The following is a 16,369-nucleotide window of genomic DNA, read 5'->3' as shown; positions in this document are numbered from 1 at the left end:
GCAGTTTGGCTTAGACATGGGGCGGGCTCCAATGAGCGGCGGACGGCAGGCCAGCATTGGTGCCTTTGGCGTAAAGGTGGGTCATTACTTTTGATCGCTTGCCCCGCAGTTCCCGGAGTACGATAAGTTGCGGGGCTCTATTGGTGGCGTTACCAGCGAACGGCTCCTCTACGACGGCTTCGCGCCCTGCCCTCAATACCTGATAGGCGTTCGCGCGAGCCGGCCAACCGTGGCCGCCCTTCGCCATGCCGGGTGACCTGACCTTCCACCGCCAAAGCGCCGAAGGTCTGCTCGCGAGGGCGCCTGCCAAACGAATTTCATCCGGCTCGGCCTCCCGGCAGGCGACGGCGAGCGTTCCCACAGCGTTGCTGAGCAGATTCCTCAGCACGCGACATTCGAACATGAATTGCTCGACAGCACGGATCAGCTCCACGCCGGCGAACGGAGCGGTCGGGACGACAAGGAGCGTCGCGGCCAACGTGACGAAGCCGGTATTGGTAATGCGAGTTGCTCCCTTCGAGAGTATGGTGACAAGAAGCAGCAGGATCCGATCGCCGATCGACAGATCCGTATTCGTCGCCTGCGCGATGAAGAGGGCCGCCAGCGTCAGGTTGATGTTGGTGCCATCCCGATTGAAGGAATATCCGGCCGGGACGACGAGGCCCACGACCGAACGCGCGGCGCAGGCCTTCTCCATCTTCTCCATGAGTGAGGGTAGCGCGGCCTCTGAAGAGGACGTTGCGAGGACAAGCAGCAGCTCTTCCTTGATGTAGCCGATGAGAGCAACGATCGAGAAGCCGTTGTAACGGCAGACCGCGCCGAGGATGACGAACACGAAGAGGAAGGCGGTGAAATAGAACGTCCCGACCAGCATCGCCAGGTTCACAACCGAGCCGATGCCATATTTGCCGATGGTGAAGGCCATCGCGCCGAAAGCGCCGATCGGGGCAGCCTTCATCAGAATGCCGACGAGCTTGAAGACGGGCGCGATGAGCGCCTGAAGGAAGGAAACGACAGGCTTGCCCGCCTCACCGGCCATCGCCAGCGCGATGCCGAAGAGAACCGAGAAGAACAGCACCTGCAGGATGTCGCCTTGCGCAAACGCGCCGACGATCGTCGACGGAATGATGTTCATCAGGAAGTCCGTCACGGACTGCTCGTGGGCCTTTGCGGCGTAACTGTTCACGGACTGCAGGTCGAGCGAGGCGGGATCGATATTGAGGCCGGCGCCGGGCTGAACGACATTGGCCACGATGAGGCCGACGATCAGTGCGAGCGTCGAGAAACTCAGGAAGTAGACCATGGTCTTGCCGGCGACACGGCCGACCTTGTGAAGATCGTTCATACCGGCAATGCCGGTTGCAATTGTCAGGAAGATGACAGGCGCGATGATCATCTTGACGAGCTTGATGAAGGCATCGCCCAGCGGCTTCAGGCTCTCGCCGATCCCCGGACAGAAATAGCCAGTTGCGACGCCGAGGGCGATGGCGACAAGCACCTGCACGTAAAGCTGGGCGTAGAGAGGCTTGCGAGGCGCGGGATTCGCGCTGCGGACTGGTGGAGCTAGCATTTTTCTCTCCCTGACCGGATTGGGGCGAGTTTCGACCGTCCCGGGCTTCTTCCACCGCGGCGCTCCGGTCGAACGCTGTACCAATGCCGCCGCAAGCTCCGTGCCAAACCGCAGTGGCGCGAGAAACGCGCGGGATCTCTCACGCCGTGCATGTGCGGATTTCTGCACTCGCCGCAGGCGCGTGCCTTCATCGAAAGAAGGGCCGCCTGTCCTCATATGCTTGGAACGCGCTGGCGGACCCCGTAATCAGCCTTGGCATCACGTGCGCATGGACTCTCGTTCGCAAAGGACGCATCCTCCAGTCTGGGAGAGAGGGGCATGGGCAAAGTCAATCGCGAGCAGGGTGCCAATCAGGCTGACCGGTGGCGAAAGCGCGCCAGGAAGCGGCGTCGCCGCTGGCAACCGCAATTTCTCATTGCGATGGTGATAGTTCCCTTAGCCGCCTTTCTCACGGGGAGCCCAAGCAGCCTCGAAACTGTCGCAGATCTCGTTGTGCCAGGCGTCGCGACAGGCGGCGCCATGACCGGCTCGGGCAGTTGCGATATCAAGGGGAATATTTCCGTCAACACCGGGGAACGAATCTACCACATCCCTGGTCAAGAACATTATTGGGAAACCAAGATTAGCCCTCGATATGGCGAGCGCTGGTTCTGGTCCGAGGCGGAGGCAGTCGCGGCAGGCTGGCGCAAGGCAAGACGGTAAAAGCGGCCTGCCGCCTTTTCAAGGTGCGGCGGCTGCGGTGGCATGACGATCCGCGAATTGAACCCGGCTGGGATAGCAACCCTGGTTTCCGCTCGATGGGATCGTCGACCAAATGTCAGCCGCAACACCTTGCAGTCCGACATGAGGGTGGAAAACTCCCACGTTGGTGCCACGCCTGCAAGGAAATCGTTCGCCCCGGCATTGTCGGCGAACTCTGGCCAACAGCGAGCAGTCATTCCGGCGCGGTCTGCAGGCCGCCAGCGCACAACCTTGCTTGCCACAGGCGGTCCACCGTCGCGTTTGTGCTGACTTCGACGGGTCATTTGGGTCTCAGAATTGTTTCGCTTGCAATACTGCAAGCGAACCGGACCGGCTGGTCTGCAACATCATCCGCTCCAGCGTTGCGGTCTGCTTGACCGCTATCTGGTTTAGCGAATGCGTCGCCTTGTGTTTCGCACGGCTGTGCCGTCGCGCGGCGGCGCGTTGGTTCTTGGTCATGGGGTTCCCAGGCGCCGTCTCGATTGGCGGCTGTTTTGTGTGGATAAGCCGTCCACGGCCTATTGGTCCTGCGCGGCATGCCGCGCACTCTCGCGGGATGATGGCGGAGTATGTTGAACTGGCGCTGTTGGAGCAGTCCCTCGCCAATACAGGCGGCATACAGCGTCCGTTTTCCGATCGGGTGGACGACGTCGCGGAGAAAACTGGCGGCTCGGTTTTGTTCGACATTCGCGTGGACGGCGACACCCGCATTCGCAGAATGGCGGCGATTGGATATGGCGCAACCGGCACCGTGGCAATCATGATGGACAAAGAGGGTCAACTTAGCTCCGCACCAATAAACCCAGACAACGATTTTCTAGTGGCCAAACTAACCGCGTGGAATTCACTGCCCATGGCCGAGCAGGTCAGTGCTAGCTACCGAGGCACGGCATCAATCTTGCTGGCGAAGCTTCGAAAATCGGGCCGCGTCGATCGTTCAACTTGACCTTCTCAAGCACGGCGGTGAGGTAACGGTGTAGCAGCTCATTATAACAGCCACTTGGCCTCGTCGGCTCGCGCCTTGGCCGTCCTACGTCTTACCGGCAGCGGGCACGCCTCCGGACGGGCCTTTTTGTTTCGAAGCGAGCGGTTGAGCCGTCATCCTTAAGCTTCTTGCGGCCAGTATCCGCGCCGCGGCAGCACGCTCAAAATCTAATATGTTCGGATTCCATGATTCATCCTCGCCATTGACGCTGCGCATGTTCTTTTGCGTGATGTTTTCCCGTAGCTATCACCGGCAGCCGTGTTGCTCTAGAGAAACAAGACCCGTCGCAGACGATCAGCGTGAGGAAAAACTCTGCGTCTTCGTTCACCGAATTAGCAGACGCTTGGCTGCCTTGCTCCTCCGGTGCGGCTGGACAATTTTGTCGAGAAGACAGCCGTACTGGGATCCGCTAAGTCAGGCATCAAGGACAATGTCGGTTATCGGCACTGCCTGACAAGTCAGGCAGACGGTGTGATCATCCGGCTCGCTTCCATGCAAATGACGGACATTGCCCGACAGAATGCGGACTTCGCAGCTTTCGCATTGCCCGACCCGGCACCCGCTCGGCAGATTCACGCCCAGTGCTTCACCAAAACTGAGCAGCGGGCCGCTTGCAGGAGACCATGTATCCGGTTGCTTGCGCGAGAGACTGAAGGACACCCGAAACGTCTTGCCGTCATCGACCATCGCAGTTGCAGGAGAAGTGAAGGCCTCGCTGAAAATATCGAAGGCCGGCAGCCCGCGCGCGACCAAACCTGTTCTTACGTCCTCCATCATCGGCGCCGACCCGCACATATAGACTCGGGCGCGGCGCGCAATGAGGTCGTCTGCAACCACGGTTGCGCTGATCCGGCCTGTCGCCTGGTGGTTTACGCCGCGCCGGTCCGTGGCAAGCGGCTTGCTGTAGTAATTGACGACCGTCAGTCCCGGTAGCCGCTGTTCGTGGAAGGCAATGCGCTCGCTGAAGGCATGTGTACGGCTGTTAGTGTTTCCATAATGGAGCCAGATTTCCGCTGGATCACCGTCCGGCAGAGACTCCAGCAGACTCATGAATGGCGTGATGCCAATGCCGCTGGCCATCAATATCATCGGCTGCGGAGATTGGCGCGGCAGGACGAAACTGCCTGACGGTGACTTCAATTCGACGATTTCGCCGACAGCCAGTTCGGTATGGATATGGTTCGACATAACGCCGAACACCGCCGTGCTGTCCTCAAGAACGACGTTCCGAAGCCGGACGGTGATGTTATAGGTCTGGCGCTGGTCGACGCGCGCGGCATCGATGAGCGAATAGGCTCGACTGACCACCGCCGATCCGATCCGGGCTCTGATCTCTACATGCTGCCCGGGGTGGAAATCCGGTAGTGCCTCGCCGTTCACTGCTGTGAGACAAACGCGCATGACACCTTCGGCGTCGGCTTGGAGCGCGGAGACGCGAAATGGCAGGTAGCCCTGCCACCGCCGCTGGCCCTTCTGCGACAACGGATCGGGCTCGATATCGCAGAGAAAGGATCGGAGCGGCGTCGATCCGCTAACGGGATCACTGGCATCTCCAGAGATCAGGCTGTTGAAATTGCTGCCTTCGCCACCTTCGATGGCGAGAGCGGGGCGGTCGAGCTCCGGGCAGGCCTGCCACCAGCCGAATTCGGCAACGACGATGTCATCGGCAAGGCCCGGCGTGACCCGGGTTATGAAGCGCGCCTGGCCTTCTCGGGTGGATATCCTGATCCCGTCGCCTTCAGCGATGCCCCGCGCGGCTGAGAGCGCTGGGCTGATTTCGGCAATCGGCTCGGGCGCGCGCTTTCGCAGCGAAGCCAGGCTGCGGTGCTGACTGTGGCAGTAGAGGCCGTTTTTCGCCGAACTAAGGATTAACGGATACTTCCGGCCTCGGCGGATGTTGTCCGGTCCGGTACGTTCCGCCGGCGGAACATAGCTGGCGATAGCCGGCTGGCCGCATCGATGCAGACGTTCGGAATAGAGTTCGACGCGACGCGTCTCCGTGTCGAAGCCGCGTATCTTTTCGGGGTCGTCGGCAAGTGTCAGCGCAAATTTCCGCTCAGGCGCGTCAACCGGCCATCGTAGGCCCCGGGGCGCCGCGCGCAGCTCATCCACGGTCAGGCCGAGCGGAGCCAGCATGTGGTTCCAGCCCGCCTCGAGACTTCCGCCGAAGAATGCGTCTCCCATGCCGAGTCGGCTGGCAAGATCGAAGACGATATCGTTGTCGGAGCGGGACTGGCCACGCGGAGCGACCATCCGCGGGCGAAGCTGGATAAGGGAGGCGGCGGCGGCGCTGATCTCGAAGCCGATGCGGAGGCCCTCATGCTCCCAGGGAGAATTCACCGGCAGAAAAATATCGGCGTTACGCGCGGCCGGTGTCTCGAAGAGATCGCAATGGACATGGAATTCGAGTGCCTTGAGCGCCGCTTCGGCCGTCCTGCTATCCGCCTGCGAAAGCGACAGGTTCGTCCCGAACGCCATCATCCCGCGCACCTTGTAAGGCACGCCTTCCGACACAGCCCGGTAAAGGTCGCGGGCGGTGACCCAGCCCATTGCGGGCGGGCCGATCGGCCGTTCGGATGCCGAGGGCCTTCGCCATTTGCTCCTTCGGGATGTAGCCGAAAGCGTTGACGGGATTGTAGGGTGGACTGCGCCTGATACGGTTGCCGCCGATGCGATCGAAACTGCCGCTGAGCGCGTAGAGTGTAGCAACTGCGCGATCGGCCTGTGTCGCGTTGGTGTGCTGTGCCAGTCCGCTCCAGGCGTGGTAGGCGATACGCCGTCCCCCGCAGAGGAGGTCGGCCGCCGCCCTCAGCGCCTCCGGGGGTACGTTGGTGACGGCTTGCACATGCAGCGCGTCGTAGGGTTCAGCCTCGCGTGTCAGATGCTCGAAGGCTGGCATGCAGCCGATATCGACGCGTTGTCCGTCTGCTTCAAGAGTGACGGTGAAGGTGCCGCGCAGTGCCAAGCGCTGCGGATCGATGGATGATCGCACTGCACCCGGATCGATCGCGATAGGACATCCGGCCTGCTCGTCCCAGACGATGTAGCGCTCAGTCTCGTCGCCCGGTAAAAGATCGCGCGCTCGAGCGCACCAGAAATGGCCCATTCGTCCAGCGTCGAACGAAGTCTTCATCGTAGCGGCGTGTTTCGATGAGCATGCGGATCAGGCCGAGCGCGAGCGCGGCGTCGGTTCCCGGCCGGACAGGCAGCCAGACGTCGGCTTGGTGCGCCAGTGCTATGGGACGCGGATCGACCACCACCATGGCGGCGCCCTTCTTGCGGCCGCGTCCGATGGCATGGGCCTGCGCCAGCCATGTATTGGCCGGATTGTGGCCCCAGAGCAGGATCGTGTCGGCATTCTCATAATCCGCGGTCGGCATAGCGCAACCGAAGGTGAAGGCGTGGGCGAAGTCCTTATGCCAGTTGCAAATCTCGGTGGCGAAGCAGATGTTTGGACTACCGAAATGACGTATGAAACGCTCGATCCAGTCGATACTGTCAGACAGCGGCGTGCCGCTCGGCGATGTGATGGCGAAGGCCACTGCTTCAGCGCCGCTTTCGGCCTTGATTTCGCCAAGACGCCGAGCTGTCTCGGAGAGTGCTTCTTCCCAGGTGATGCGCTGCCAGCCTGGACCGGCTGAGCCCTTGGGCGTGGTGCGCCTGAGCGGATAAAGCTGGCGATGCGGGCTGTGAACGATCTCCGGCGCGGCATGACCCTTCATGCACATGGCCTGGCCAGTGGGGTGAGACGGATCGGGGCGTACCGCAATCAACATCTCGCGGTCTACCTCATTCAACGTGCCGCAACGCGACCGGCAAAGCGTGCAATAGCCCGGGATGGTAGTGGTCAAATGGGCCTCCCATGGGAACAGACCAAATCCGCCTAGCCGGGCCGCTCAGTAGTTCGTGCAGGCAGCCAGCAGCCCGAATGGCGGAAGGGACTAATCGAAGACTGGCGGCCTGCGATATTTGGTCGTTTGCTCGAAACCGTATCCGAGGCGGAACAGATTGGCCTCCCGGTAGGGCTGGACGAGCAGTTCGAGGCCAACCGGAATGCCCTGACAGAAGCCTGCGGGCAGGCAGATCGAGGGCAACCAGGTCTGCGACCCAATCAGCGTGTTGGTCGGGAAGGTCAGACACGGATGGTTGCCGGCGCGAATCTCGTCCTGAAGCGGCGGAAGCACCTGCACCGAGGGGAAGACGATGGCGTCGAGCGCATGTTTGCTAACGCGCTGGAAGCGGTCACGTGCGGCGAGCTTGAAATAGTAGTCCGGATCGTCCTCCGGCTTGTTTGGCCCGTCGAAAATGCCAACCAGCAGGTCGACCGCAGGATCGTAGGTACCATTGCCTTGATTTCCTCGAGCGAGCCGGTCGGCATATTGGGCCGCGAGGCCAAAAAGACATTGATGTCGTGCCTGGAATGGCAGCCATAGAGCGAGGTCTTGGCGATGTGATCAATCAGATCGGGAATCTCAATATCGACCAGAACTGCGCCCGCGGCCTCGACAGTTGCCAGCACAGCCCGGATGGCTCCAATTTAGTGGGTGAGAAACGACCTCGAAGGTAGAACTGCTCCTGATCGCAAGCGCCAACCGTATTCGCTATCTGCGCCAACAAGGCCGACACTCGTCGACGCCTTGGCAACAGTCCGAATCGGGAGGGAACTATCGAAGCAGCTGGCCACGCTCTTGGTGCCGGCGACAGCAGTCCCCAGGTCTTCCGATTGCGCCGTCGAACATAGCCAACCGTCCAACCGAATATCCGCAGGCGCAGTTTGCGTGAAAAAGCCGGGGCAGGCTAGACGCCTCTCTTGTTACCCCAGAGCATAACATGCAGCTGCGGCAGCACGCGGGCTTCGAACCACCTGTCGCGGGTCACGTTATCAACCAGCCACTCCATGCGTTTCACTATTCCTTCAAGGTCGACAGGCGCCTGTTCATTTCCCGGACGTGGCGGCGTGTGATTGCCAGGTTGCAGATAGATCGGAAGTCGAGGAAATCTGGCGGCGGTGTCTTTCGCGAAGGCGTAGTCACTCTCATCGAAAACAACGAGCTTGAGCACGATTTGCGGCTTCCCCTGTGCCGCCTGGAGGCACGCCTCGAGCGCGGCCCAATCGGTCGTCATTTCGCTTGAGGGCGGCTTTGGGCTGAGGACCAGCACGTCAAGGTCGGCAAACCAGTCCCTGACCACCGACCCTTGGGTTTCCAGCGCAAAACGGTAACCGTCACCATGGCCGCGCTCGATCAGCGCGCCGAGCGGCTGGATGGCCGGATTGCCGCCTGACAGCGAAACCATCATCGGGCGGCCACCGGAAAGCGCAAGCACGTTTTGCCATACCGCGCCGATGGACATCGTCTCCCATTCATGGCGGAATTGATTGTCCACTGCATGCAGGCTGTCGCACCAGGAACAGCGATAGTCACACCCGCCGGTTCTGACGAAGACGGTCGGCAAACCGATAAGTACTCCCTCGCCCTGGATCGTCGGCCCGAAAATCTCACTCACGCGGATTGCGGGATGCGTATCGGTCATGGCCGGCATTCCGCCCATGTTTTCGGCGTTTCACTTACCCGCACGGCCGAAGTTTCGGGCAGGCGTGCCTTGCACCATTCATAAAAATGTCTGGCCAGATATTCCGCCGTGACTTGCCCATGTCCCAGCACGTCGTTGAGATGTCGGTGGTCGAAGCTCTCGTCGATATAGCGTTTGAGCGGTGCCAAGTCATGATAGTCGCGCACGAAGCCGTGCTCGTTCAGTTCCTTCGCCGAAAGCTCCACTTCGACGATATAGTTATGCCCGTGCAGGCGCGCGCACTGGTGGTCTGGCGGCAAAGACATGAGCTGATGCGAGGCCGAGAAGTGAAATTCCTTGGTGATTCGGAACATTACACGCTCCTCCTCCGCAGCGCCTCGAGCCAGAAGTCGGTGTCCTCGTAGTCGGTGGGGTCCGGGCACCCGGAGAGATGAAACGCCTCGCGCCGCTCGACGCAGGTCCCGCACCGTCCACAGTGACGCTCGGCGCCCTTGTAGCAGGACCAAGTCTCGACAAATGGCGTGCCGTATGTTGCTCCATCACCAACGATGTCCGCCTTCGTGAGGTTCACATAAGGCGCATAGAGGCGGATGTTCGCGTAGCCGTCGAGCGCGCGGTCTTGCATCACCTGGAAAGCGTCGATGAAGGCTGGCCGGCAGTCCGGATAGATAAAATGATCCCCACCATGCACGGCCGTCGCCACCGCGTCAGCGCGGCGAGCGGCCGCGAGACCGAAGGCGATGGCCAACATGATGGCGTTCCGGTTCGGCACGACCGTGGTCTTCATCGTGTCTTCAGCGTAGTGGCCGTCGGGCACAGCCACATTATCCGTCAGCGCGGACCCGGACAGGCCGCGGCCGATTTCACGAATGTCGATGATGCGGTGCGGGACGCTCAGTCGCTCCGCGCAAAGAGCGGCAAAGCGCAACTCCTTCCTGTGTCGTTGGCCGTAATCGAAAGATAGGAGGCCGGCGAGTTCGTGCTCCGCCGCCACCTTGTGAGCAAGGGAAACGGAGTCCAGTCCGCCGGAGCAGATGACGAGAGTCTTCATCGTGGGGTCCCTGTTTTGACCGGGTAGGCTGCGACCGGAGATTTCTCTGCGCTCGCAGTACCTCAGGGAGTCTCGTTTGTGAACGGGGGGACGAGTTTGATGCGCTGACGTGCCGCGGTGCGCGGGGCTCACAGGTGACGCTGAGCCTGGAAAAGTCGGACACACGAAACGGCAAGGTTCTCGACGGTTCAATCACGGATCCCGAACTTCCAGTGACGGAAGTCATTAACGGTCGTCGAGCAGAAGCCCAACTTCACGAACTGCCCGCGCCTTCCGCTACAGGAGCGGTTCGAACCGCAGCACGTCGTCGGTCAGGGGCCGATGGCAAATCCAAACTAAATGATCGGCGGTGGACCTACATCTGTGAACAAGCCGTGGGCGTCGATTGCAATCACCCCTGTGTTGCGCGCAATTACCCTTATGGCCGTAAATGAACTGGACTTGATGGTTTTCCAGATGGCGGTCGAAAGCGTCCGCTCACTCCCCTTAAGCTTCACTGAAAAAGCCGCGGCGATAGCCGCCAGGAGCCGTGGTATCCTGCTTTTCGACGTGCGAGTCGACGGCGACGCTGAGGTCCAGCGGGTCGCAGCCATCCGATATCCGGGCGACCAGGCCGGCGTGCTGGCTTTGGACAGACAAGGCCATGTTACCCGCCATTGCATCGTCAACGGCGCTTTCTCACGTTTCATTGCGCCATTGGAGAACTGGACCAGCATGCCCCTGCCGATGCAGGCCAAGATCGATGTCGACGACCATGCCAGTCTCTTTCTGGGCGCCTTGCGAAAGGCCGGGCATATGCTTGGCAGCTAACATTTGGCCGGAGTGAATCTGTGGATTTTTGCATGCGACATCGGCGCCGACATCGCCGGGATGACAGTCGTGCTCGACAACGGCTCCGGCGACCGCGGCAAAGCAGTGACCGTGACCATGGCGACCAATCTTACGTTGCATCGATGCGATCGTTTAGAGCGAGGTCTCTGCCTGGCATCGAGCAACATTCACCGCGGTTTTCGCAACGCGCAAATGGGGCCTGGCCCTGCCGCCCCCGGTGCCGCCGAATTCGGAGGCGGGAGAATCGACCACCATCGCCTCCTTCTGGCGGAAGTCGAAGGGCTCTGATCCTATGCCAAGGGAAACTCCGACATGGCAACAGCGGCGCCGCCGCGCCGCCCTGCCTTTTTTCAAGCAGGCAGGAGCTTCCGGTGCTCTTGCTGGGTCACGTCGACACATGATCGCAAATGGCAGGTGGGTGAACACCAAACTGGCGCACCCCATGGCGGTGGGCTTGACGCGCCAGAGGAAGCGCAAGAGTTTACGCGCATGCGACGGTCACACTGGCTGCCTGCTGGGGGATCGGCAAAGGAGGCGTCGGTGCGCCCTACCTCGGCATTCCTAGAAGCGCGCCGGCAGCCTGGGCGGGGGGCTTGGGGTTAGACTGCCGGCGCACGCCACTCACGAAGAGCGGCCCCTTTTCGCGATTTAGATGCCTATAGTCAACCCAGTAACGTCTGGGTGCGCTATGCGCTCGTACGAGCGGCGCGGGATGTCGGCAGATCGTTGCTAACGTGATGGGCCGCTCTCGCCGGCTACCTTGATGTTCCAGTCAGTATCGCCCTGCCGACCAGCACAAGCACGCCGTCAGCAATCCCTTCGTCGCGAGCCGATGCTATCGCGCACGTGTCGCAGCACTGCGGGTGGCTATATCGCCTAAGACAGCATGAAGAAGCATTCTAACTTCCTGTTCGGCGAGCCCCGGTGCAATTCCCGATTCGGACAGTTGAACGAGAATTTTCTTGGCGGTGCTGCGCCAGAAGTCGTGTGCGTCCTTTCTGTTCCTGGATTGCAGGACCCGGGCAATACCTTCGACCAATTTCCGCCGCCGATGCAGCGGAAACGCGCTTATGTTTGAATCACACATCGGTCACCTCACCCTTTCAGTCTGCGAATAAGGATTGGCGGATTAAAAATCTGGTTAACAGGGCTTTTTTGACGGTGGTCAGCAATGGAGTAAGCGTCCGCCAGGCTCGGTGCACAGGCCCGCCACTGGACGTGGCGGCAGGCGCGAGTTCGAGTTCCTGTTCAGCAAAAGCCATCGGCGATGACAAGCCGCGGAATCGCAGGGAGTGATGCTTCAGCCGATCAGGCCCGTCTTAGGGCAGGTTCTTGGACTTGATCAGAACCAGCTGAACCGCCATATCCCGATTTGGCTGCCAATTTCAGGTGGCCCATTCCATGGATGGGGCCTATCGGCCGAATCGACGTCCATTTATTTGAATTGCCGGGAGCGCCAGATCGGGGGAAGAAGTCTCCCGATTTGTCAGGTGCCCTGGTCTTCTTGGAGGTGTTTATGAAGGCTTCGCGCATTCCCGAGCCGGTTTTGAAGGCTATATCGGAGGGAACCCACGTCATTCGCGCTTATCGTGAGCACCTCGGATATACGATCGAGGACCTGGCGGTGGCATGCGGGCTAGCCGCTGAGGAAATCCAAAACATCGAGTCGGGTCTGAGGTACAACAAGGGCTATCGGCATCGCATCGCCAGATCGCTGTCCCTGCCTGTGGGAATTCTTGAAGAGTCGGACATATTGGACGCTGCGTGATGTGGGTATGTGAGTTGGACACCGCGACCTGTGCTAGTCGAAACATTGGCGTTGCGCTTCCGGCCAGGCGTATGGAATGCTGGATGGTGAAGCCGACATCTTGGTTCCTTTCCCTGAGATGGCCGGCCGAGGATAGCCGAAAGCGCCGCGGGCTCTGACCACCTCCTTGGTCACCTTTGCCTATCTGCGTCCGCTGCCGTCGTCTTTGAAAGTCAATGCCAGCGAAAGACAATGCCAGCGTTTCGTGCAACTTGCCGAGCATACCCGTGCTTGGGAAAATGAACCCGGCATGCTTGGTCGGTGTCCGGCAAGCTGCTCCACGGCTACGGGCGCTTCAAAGACATCCCTTATGCACGCGACGGTGGCGAGCCATCGAAGCCAGTCCCGGGTACTCAACGGCCTATGGCGTCATCCTCGATACCTCTGACGAGAGTGGCAAAAGCGATGGCCCCAATAGGCTGCGTCTTTTCAATCCAGGCCCCCCGTTTCACGTCGAAAGCAATCCGCTGCGCGAGATGGAGATCAAAGGCACCATAGGGTGCAGATCATCGGCTTCAGCCATCGATAGTCGTCGGCCGCCTGGTTGCCCAGCAGCTTCAGCGTCGAGCCGCCAACTGCCGCCTTAGGCCAACGGTGCGCTTGCCGCGTTCTCGTTCCGGCTATTGCTCGTCGGCACAGCCGCCATAGTCATCATGGGTGTCTCGACCAATATGCTCGAGCCCGGATTGATGCCTCGTTCGTGCTCGCCTCATAGGCCAGTTGTCACTGGGCTGCCGCGCGAAGCGGCTCAACCCGGTTGCAACTTGATGCGAGCCGGCGGGCGCATCGCAGAACAGGGCTTCCTGCGATTTGCCGAGTTCGAACTCTGGAACCCATCGGCCACATGCATCCGAAAGAGGAAGCGGCGGCGACGGTCTGACACGAGCCAACCCAACTCTGAACGACCGCATTCTTGCAATCAACGGCCAGGGGACATGTATTGCCGGACGGCCGTGCTGACGCCAGCTTCAGCAAGCTCTATCCGGTTGCCCTGCGCAATCATGCGACCTGCCGAAAAAGAAAGGCGATTTTCATGACTGCAGCGACTGCGCGTTTCCCGAAATTGCGGCGAGCAATAATGGTCATCTGGGCTTCGGGTCTAAAGACAAAGATGTTGGCAGTTTCGGATGGACGAACGTTGCGACCTGTAAAGCCTCACAATCATTCGACGGTGACCGATTTTGCGAGATTGCGTGGCTGGTCGACATCTGTGCCCATGAAGAGCGCCGTGTGATAGGCAAGAAGCTGTATCGGCAGCGAAAAGATCATCGGCGCGATAATCTCGTCGACGGCCGGCAGTACGATCGTGTGCATGGTGTCGAGTTTCGATGCGGCCGCCCCTGTTTCATCGGTGATGAGGATAATCCGACCTCCACGGGCAGCCACCTCCTGCATGTTGGAGACGGTCTTGTCGAAAAAGCGATCATGTGGCGCGATGACGATCACTGGCATGTTCTCGTCGACCAATGCGATCGGGCCGTGCTTCAATTCACCCGCGGCATAGCCCTCGGCATGGATGTAGGAAATCTCCTTGAGCTTCAGCGCACCTTCCATCGCCAGTGGGACACTGGTGCCACGGCCGAGATACAGGACGTTATGAAATTTTGACAGTTCGCGCGATAGGAGTTCGATCTCCGGCTGGATGCTGTTTAGTACCTGGCCCATGATGCGCGGCATTTCGGCGAGGCTCCTGACGAGAGCCTGCACCTCGTCTTCGGTTACGGTTCCGCGGGCCCTGGCGGCGCCGATGGCGAGTGCGGCAAGAACGGTAAGCTGGCAGGTGAAAGCCTTGGTGGAGGCCACGCCGATCTCCGGGCCGGCAAGGATCGGGAAGACCGCATCGGCCTCCCGAGCGATGGTCGATTCGCCAGCATTGACGACGGCGCCAATTTTCAACCCAAGCTCCTTGCAGTACCTCAGCGACGCTAGCGTATCGGCGGTTTCACCAGACTGCGAAATGAAAAGAGCCGCCGACTGCGGCGACAACGGGATCTCGCGGTAACGGAATTCGGACGCAACGTCGATTTCGACCGGTAGGCGCGCGTAGCGCTCGAACCAGTGTTTTCCGATCGATCCGGCGAGATAGGCGGTTCCGCAGGCAGAGATCGCCAAGCTCGGTATCCTGGCGAAATCGATGCTAGAAACCGTATCAGCGCGACTGTCTGTGAAGTTGATATAATGACCGAGCGCTTGGGAGATGACCTCGGGTTGCTCGTAAATTTCCTTCTCCATGAAGTGGCGATGGTTGCCCTTGTTGACCAGATAGGCCGCGGCCATGGAGGTCTGGCGCGCACGCTCGACAGGATGGCCATCGAAATCGAAGATATGTGCGCCCGTGTTGCTGATAACGGCCCAGTCGCCGTCGATAAGATAAGTGATTTCATTCGTGAAGGGAGCAAGTGCGATCGCGTCGGAGCCCAGGAACATCTCACTGTCGCCGTGACCGATCGCCAGCGGTGGTCCGTTGCGCGCCGCCATGATGGTTGACGGATCATCCTCGAAGAGGATGGCAAGCGCGTACGCGCCTTTGACGCGTTTCAGCATGGCACGCATCGCCTCTTGCCTCGTCATGCCCTCGCGGCGGTATCTTGCCAAGAGATGCGCGACAACCTCGGTGTCGGTGTCGGTCTGGAACTGGGCTCCCGCTGCCGTCAATTCGTCCTTCAGCTCGGCGAAATTCTCGATGATGCCGTTATGAACGACGGCCACACCGTCGGTAAAGTGTGGGTGCGCATTGCGTTCCGTCGATGCGCCATGGGTTGCCCAACGCGTGTGGCCGATGCCGATGGTGCCGCTCAGCGGCTCTTCCTTCAGCCTCTTTTCGAGATTGACAAGCTTTCCCTCTGCGCGCCGGCGGTGCAAGGCACCCTCGGTGATCGTCGCAACGCCGGCTGAATCATAGCCGCGATATTCCAGGCGCTTCAACGCGTCGACCAACCGCTCCGATACTGGCTGTAGCCCAACGATGCCAACAATCCCGCACATGTTCGTCCCCGAATTCTTCCCGTCAGCGTCAGCCCCACAGCAATCACGGAGACGTTCACCTGCTCGCTTTGATCATGGATGTTATAGTAGCATCCAGTTATATTGGTAAAATTGATAGTTATAATGGCTACCATCCATACTGTGGATAGATGAAGATTCGTTTGAGGGCCCTGATTTAGATCTCCTCGTTGCGCTTGACGCTCTCATGAGGTGAACGCAGGCGCACGCCTGCGGCCCGAAGCAGCTCAGCGGGCATCAGCCCGGCCTTCGCCCGGCCAGGGAATTCCCAACGCAACCGCCGTTGCAGTCCCCGATGTTCTCAACCCACTCGCGTCGGCAGATCCTTGATGATTATCCGAGCCTCGATCAGCAGACATTGTCACGGGATCCATGCGCAGCGCGATTGTCGGTCCGCCCTCATGTCAACGGATGGCTGCCGCGGCATCCACGGCGGAAGGGAAGTTCGCTGGTTCTGCCGCCGTGGGCATGGGAGCAGGAGAAGGGTTACTTCCCGCCGACTGGTAGGCTCGTGTGGCCTCTGAGCAATACAATATCGAGCAGATGCAATGGAGCGATGGCTCCCTGCACTTGAGTAGCAGAAGCCCCGAGGAATCCATGTCGCTTTGGCGATCATCCCCGATGAATGGGCACATGTGGCGGAAAACGCCAACCGTGGATGCCGATCACTCAGGATGACGCAGTGGCTTTATTGTCTTGCGAGGCATCGGCCTTCACTCAGGAAGGCTGTCTAGCAGGCTGTTGAAAAAGGCACTCGCCACCGGACCGCAGCGGTGATTCACTGGCTTCGAAGGGATTCGGAGGTGACGAGTGCGCGGCGGCGACGATCGAACTGCCGAACTGTTCAGC

At 60.2% G+C, this 16,369-nt stretch carries 16 protein-coding genes and 1 pseudogene; 6 read left to right on the top strand and 11 right to left on the bottom strand.

The window, feature by feature from the left end; translation table 11 throughout:
- Positions 1–10: 10 nt before the first annotated feature.
- Positions 11–1,570, bottom strand: a complete 1,560-nt coding sequence (locus OHD58_RS18780; RefSeq protein WP_006204587.1) for a dicarboxylate/amino acid:cation symporter — start codon at positions 1,568–1,570, stop codon at positions 11–13.
- Between the two features lie 318 nt (positions 1,571–1,888).
- On the opposite strand from OHD58_RS18780, the gene OHD58_RS18775 reads away from it, so the two are divergent.
- A complete protein-coding gene (locus OHD58_RS18775; protein ID WP_263804950.1) occupies positions 1,889–2,272 on the top strand; it encodes a hypothetical protein in 384 nt (127 codons plus the stop codon).
- A 330-nt stretch (positions 2,273–2,602) separates the two neighbouring features.
- Here OHD58_RS18775 and OHD58_RS18770 read toward each other — a convergent pair whose 3' ends face one another.
- Positions 2,603–2,770: a hypothetical protein gene (locus OHD58_RS18770; RefSeq protein WP_006204585.1), complete on the bottom strand. Its 168-nt coding sequence runs from the start codon at positions 2,768–2,770 to the stop codon at positions 2,603–2,605.
- A 97-nt stretch (positions 2,771–2,867) separates the two neighbouring features.
- On the opposite strand from OHD58_RS18770, the gene OHD58_RS18765 reads away from it, so the two are divergent.
- On the top strand, positions 2,868–3,257 hold the full coding sequence (locus OHD58_RS18765) for a hypothetical protein (protein ID WP_354494175.1): 390 nt from the start codon (positions 2,868–2,870) through the stop codon (positions 3,255–3,257).
- 453 nt (positions 3,258–3,710) lie between these two features.
- On the opposite strand, the gene OHD58_RS18760 is transcribed toward OHD58_RS18765, so the two are convergent.
- The 4 genes and pseudogenes from OHD58_RS18760 to OHD58_RS18745 all read right to left on the bottom strand — a co-directional run bounded on the left by OHD58_RS18760 (position 3,711) and on the right by OHD58_RS18745 (position 7,147).
- Entirely contained in the window at positions 3,711–5,432 is a 1,722-nt protein-coding gene (locus OHD58_RS18760; protein WP_263805104.1) for a molybdopterin dinucleotide binding domain-containing protein, read from the bottom strand.
- Between the two features lie 117 nt (positions 5,433–5,549).
- A pseudogene (locus tag OHD58_RS18755) lies at positions 5,550–5,774 on the bottom strand (molybdenum cofactor oxidoreductase); the annotation flags it as partial.
- Positions 5,734–6,288, bottom strand: coding sequence for a hypothetical protein (locus OHD58_RS18750; protein WP_263804948.1), 555 nt, complete (start codon positions 6,286–6,288; stop codon positions 5,734–5,736). The gene OHD58_RS18750 and the pseudogene OHD58_RS18755, both read right to left, overlap by 41 nt.
- A 58-nt stretch (positions 6,289–6,346) precedes the next feature.
- The gene (locus OHD58_RS18745) at positions 6,347–7,147 is read right to left on the bottom strand and encodes a molybdopterin-dependent oxidoreductase (protein WP_263804947.1); all 801 of its coding nucleotides are present in this window, start codon (positions 7,145–7,147) and stop codon (positions 6,347–6,349) included.
- Positions 7,148–7,273: 126 nt separating this feature from the next.
- Between OHD58_RS18745 and OHD58_RS18740 the strand changes: the two genes are divergently transcribed.
- Entirely contained in the window at positions 7,274–7,729 is a 456-nt protein-coding gene (locus OHD58_RS18740; RefSeq protein ID WP_244426062.1) for a hypothetical protein, read from the top strand.
- Between the two features lie 364 nt (positions 7,730–8,093).
- On the opposite strand, the gene queE is transcribed toward OHD58_RS18740, so the two are convergent.
- From queE to queC, 3 genes are read right to left on the bottom strand one after another with little or no spacing between them, the layout of a single operon-like run.
- Entirely contained in the window at positions 8,094–8,828 is a 735-nt protein-coding gene (gene queE / locus OHD58_RS18735) for a 7-carboxy-7-deazaguanine synthase QueE (RefSeq protein WP_040583817.1), read from the bottom strand.
- The gene (queD, locus tag OHD58_RS18730; RefSeq protein WP_006205546.1) at positions 8,825–9,181 is read right to left on the bottom strand and encodes a 6-carboxytetrahydropterin synthase QueD; all 357 of its coding nucleotides are present in this window, start codon (positions 9,179–9,181) and stop codon (positions 8,825–8,827) included. The genes queE and queD overlap by 4 nt, the downstream gene beginning before the upstream one ends.
- Entirely contained in the window at positions 9,181–9,879 is a 699-nt protein-coding gene (queC, locus tag OHD58_RS18725; RefSeq protein ID WP_006205545.1) for a 7-cyano-7-deazaguanine synthase QueC, read from the bottom strand. Before queC ends, queD begins: the two co-directional genes overlap by 1 nt.
- 420 nt (positions 9,880–10,299) lie before the next feature.
- Between queC and OHD58_RS18720 the strand changes: the two genes are divergently transcribed.
- Both OHD58_RS18720 and OHD58_RS18715 read left to right on the top strand, forming a co-directional pair.
- Positions 10,300–10,689: a hypothetical protein gene (locus tag OHD58_RS18720; protein WP_412177248.1), complete on the top strand. Its 390-nt coding sequence runs from the start codon at positions 10,300–10,302 to the stop codon at positions 10,687–10,689.
- 3 nt (positions 10,690–10,692) lie between these two features.
- Complete coding sequence (locus OHD58_RS18715; RefSeq protein ID WP_263792254.1) at positions 10,693–10,998, top strand: hypothetical protein; 306 nt, start codon at positions 10,693–10,695, stop codon at positions 10,996–10,998.
- A gap of 547 nt (positions 10,999–11,545) precedes the next feature.
- Here OHD58_RS18715 and OHD58_RS18710 read toward each other — a convergent pair.
- Positions 11,546–11,797 carry a DUF6074 family protein gene (locus tag OHD58_RS18710; RefSeq protein ID WP_263792257.1) on the bottom strand — a complete coding sequence of 84 codons (252 nt, stop codon included), beginning with the start codon at positions 11,795–11,797 and terminating at the stop codon, positions 11,546–11,548.
- A gap of 429 nt (positions 11,798–12,226) precedes the next feature.
- On the opposite strand from OHD58_RS18710, the gene OHD58_RS18705 reads away from it, so the two are divergent.
- On the top strand, positions 12,227–12,478 hold the full coding sequence (locus OHD58_RS18705) for a helix-turn-helix domain-containing protein (RefSeq protein ID WP_040583815.1): 252 nt from the start codon (positions 12,227–12,229) through the stop codon (positions 12,476–12,478).
- Between the two features lie 1,200 nt (positions 12,479–13,678).
- Here OHD58_RS18705 and glmS read toward each other — a convergent pair.
- Complete coding sequence (gene glmS, locus OHD58_RS18700) at positions 13,679–15,502, bottom strand: glutamine--fructose-6-phosphate transaminase (isomerizing) (protein WP_263804946.1); 1,824 nt, start codon at positions 15,500–15,502, stop codon at positions 13,679–13,681.
- Positions 15,503–16,369 lie beyond the last annotated feature (867 nt).

It is taken from the genome of Mesorhizobium sp. ZC-5, assembly GCF_025753855.1.
Classification (GTDB): Bacteria; Pseudomonadota; Alphaproteobacteria; order Rhizobiales; family Rhizobiaceae; genus Neomesorhizobium.
Note: the sequence above shows the minus strand (reverse complement) of the source record. Positions and strands in the feature narration are given on the sequence as shown.

What these genes read in the sequence shown, in the direction of transcription:
- OHD58_RS18780 (WP_006204587.1), bottom strand. Translation starts at nt 1,570, where the DNA reads ATGCTAGCTCCACCAGTCCGCAGCGCGAATCCCGCGCCTCGCAAGCCT.
- OHD58_RS18775 (WP_263804950.1), top strand. Translation starts at nt 1,889, where the DNA reads ATGGGCAAAGTCAATCGCGAGCAGGGTGCCAATCAGGCTGACCGGTGG.
- OHD58_RS18770 (WP_006204585.1), bottom strand. Translation starts at nt 2,770, where the DNA reads ATGACCAAGAACCAACGCGCCGCCGCGCGACGGCACAGCCGTGCGAAA.
- OHD58_RS18765 (WP_354494175.1), top strand. Translation starts at nt 2,868, where the DNA reads ATGATGGCGGAGTATGTTGAACTGGCGCTGTTGGAGCAGTCCCTCGCC.
- OHD58_RS18760 (WP_263805104.1), bottom strand. Translation starts at nt 5,432, where the DNA reads ATGCTGGCTCCGCTCGGCCTGACCGTGGATGAGCTGCGCGCGGCGCCC.
- queE (WP_040583817.1), bottom strand. Translation starts at nt 8,828, where the DNA reads ATGACCGATACGCATCCCGCAATCCGCGTGAGTGAGATTTTCGGGCCG.
- queD (WP_006205546.1), bottom strand. Translation starts at nt 9,181, where the DNA reads ATGTTCCGAATCACCAAGGAATTTCACTTCTCGGCCTCGCATCAGCTC.
- queC (WP_006205545.1), bottom strand. Translation starts at nt 9,879, where the DNA reads ATGAAGACTCTCGTCATCTGCTCCGGCGGACTGGACTCCGTTTCCCTT.
- OHD58_RS18720 (WP_412177248.1), top strand. Translation starts at nt 10,300, where the DNA reads ATGGCCGTAAATGAACTGGACTTGATGGTTTTCCAGATGGCGGTCGAA.
- OHD58_RS18710 (WP_263792257.1), bottom strand. Translation starts at nt 11,797, where the DNA reads ATGTGTGATTCAAACATAAGCGCGTTTCCGCTGCATCGGCGGCGGAAA.
- OHD58_RS18705 (WP_040583815.1), top strand. Translation starts at nt 12,227, where the DNA reads ATGAAGGCTTCGCGCATTCCCGAGCCGGTTTTGAAGGCTATATCGGAG.
- glmS (WP_263804946.1), bottom strand. Translation starts at nt 15,502, where the DNA reads ATGTGCGGGATTGTTGGCATCGTTGGGCTACAGCCAGTATCGGAGCGG.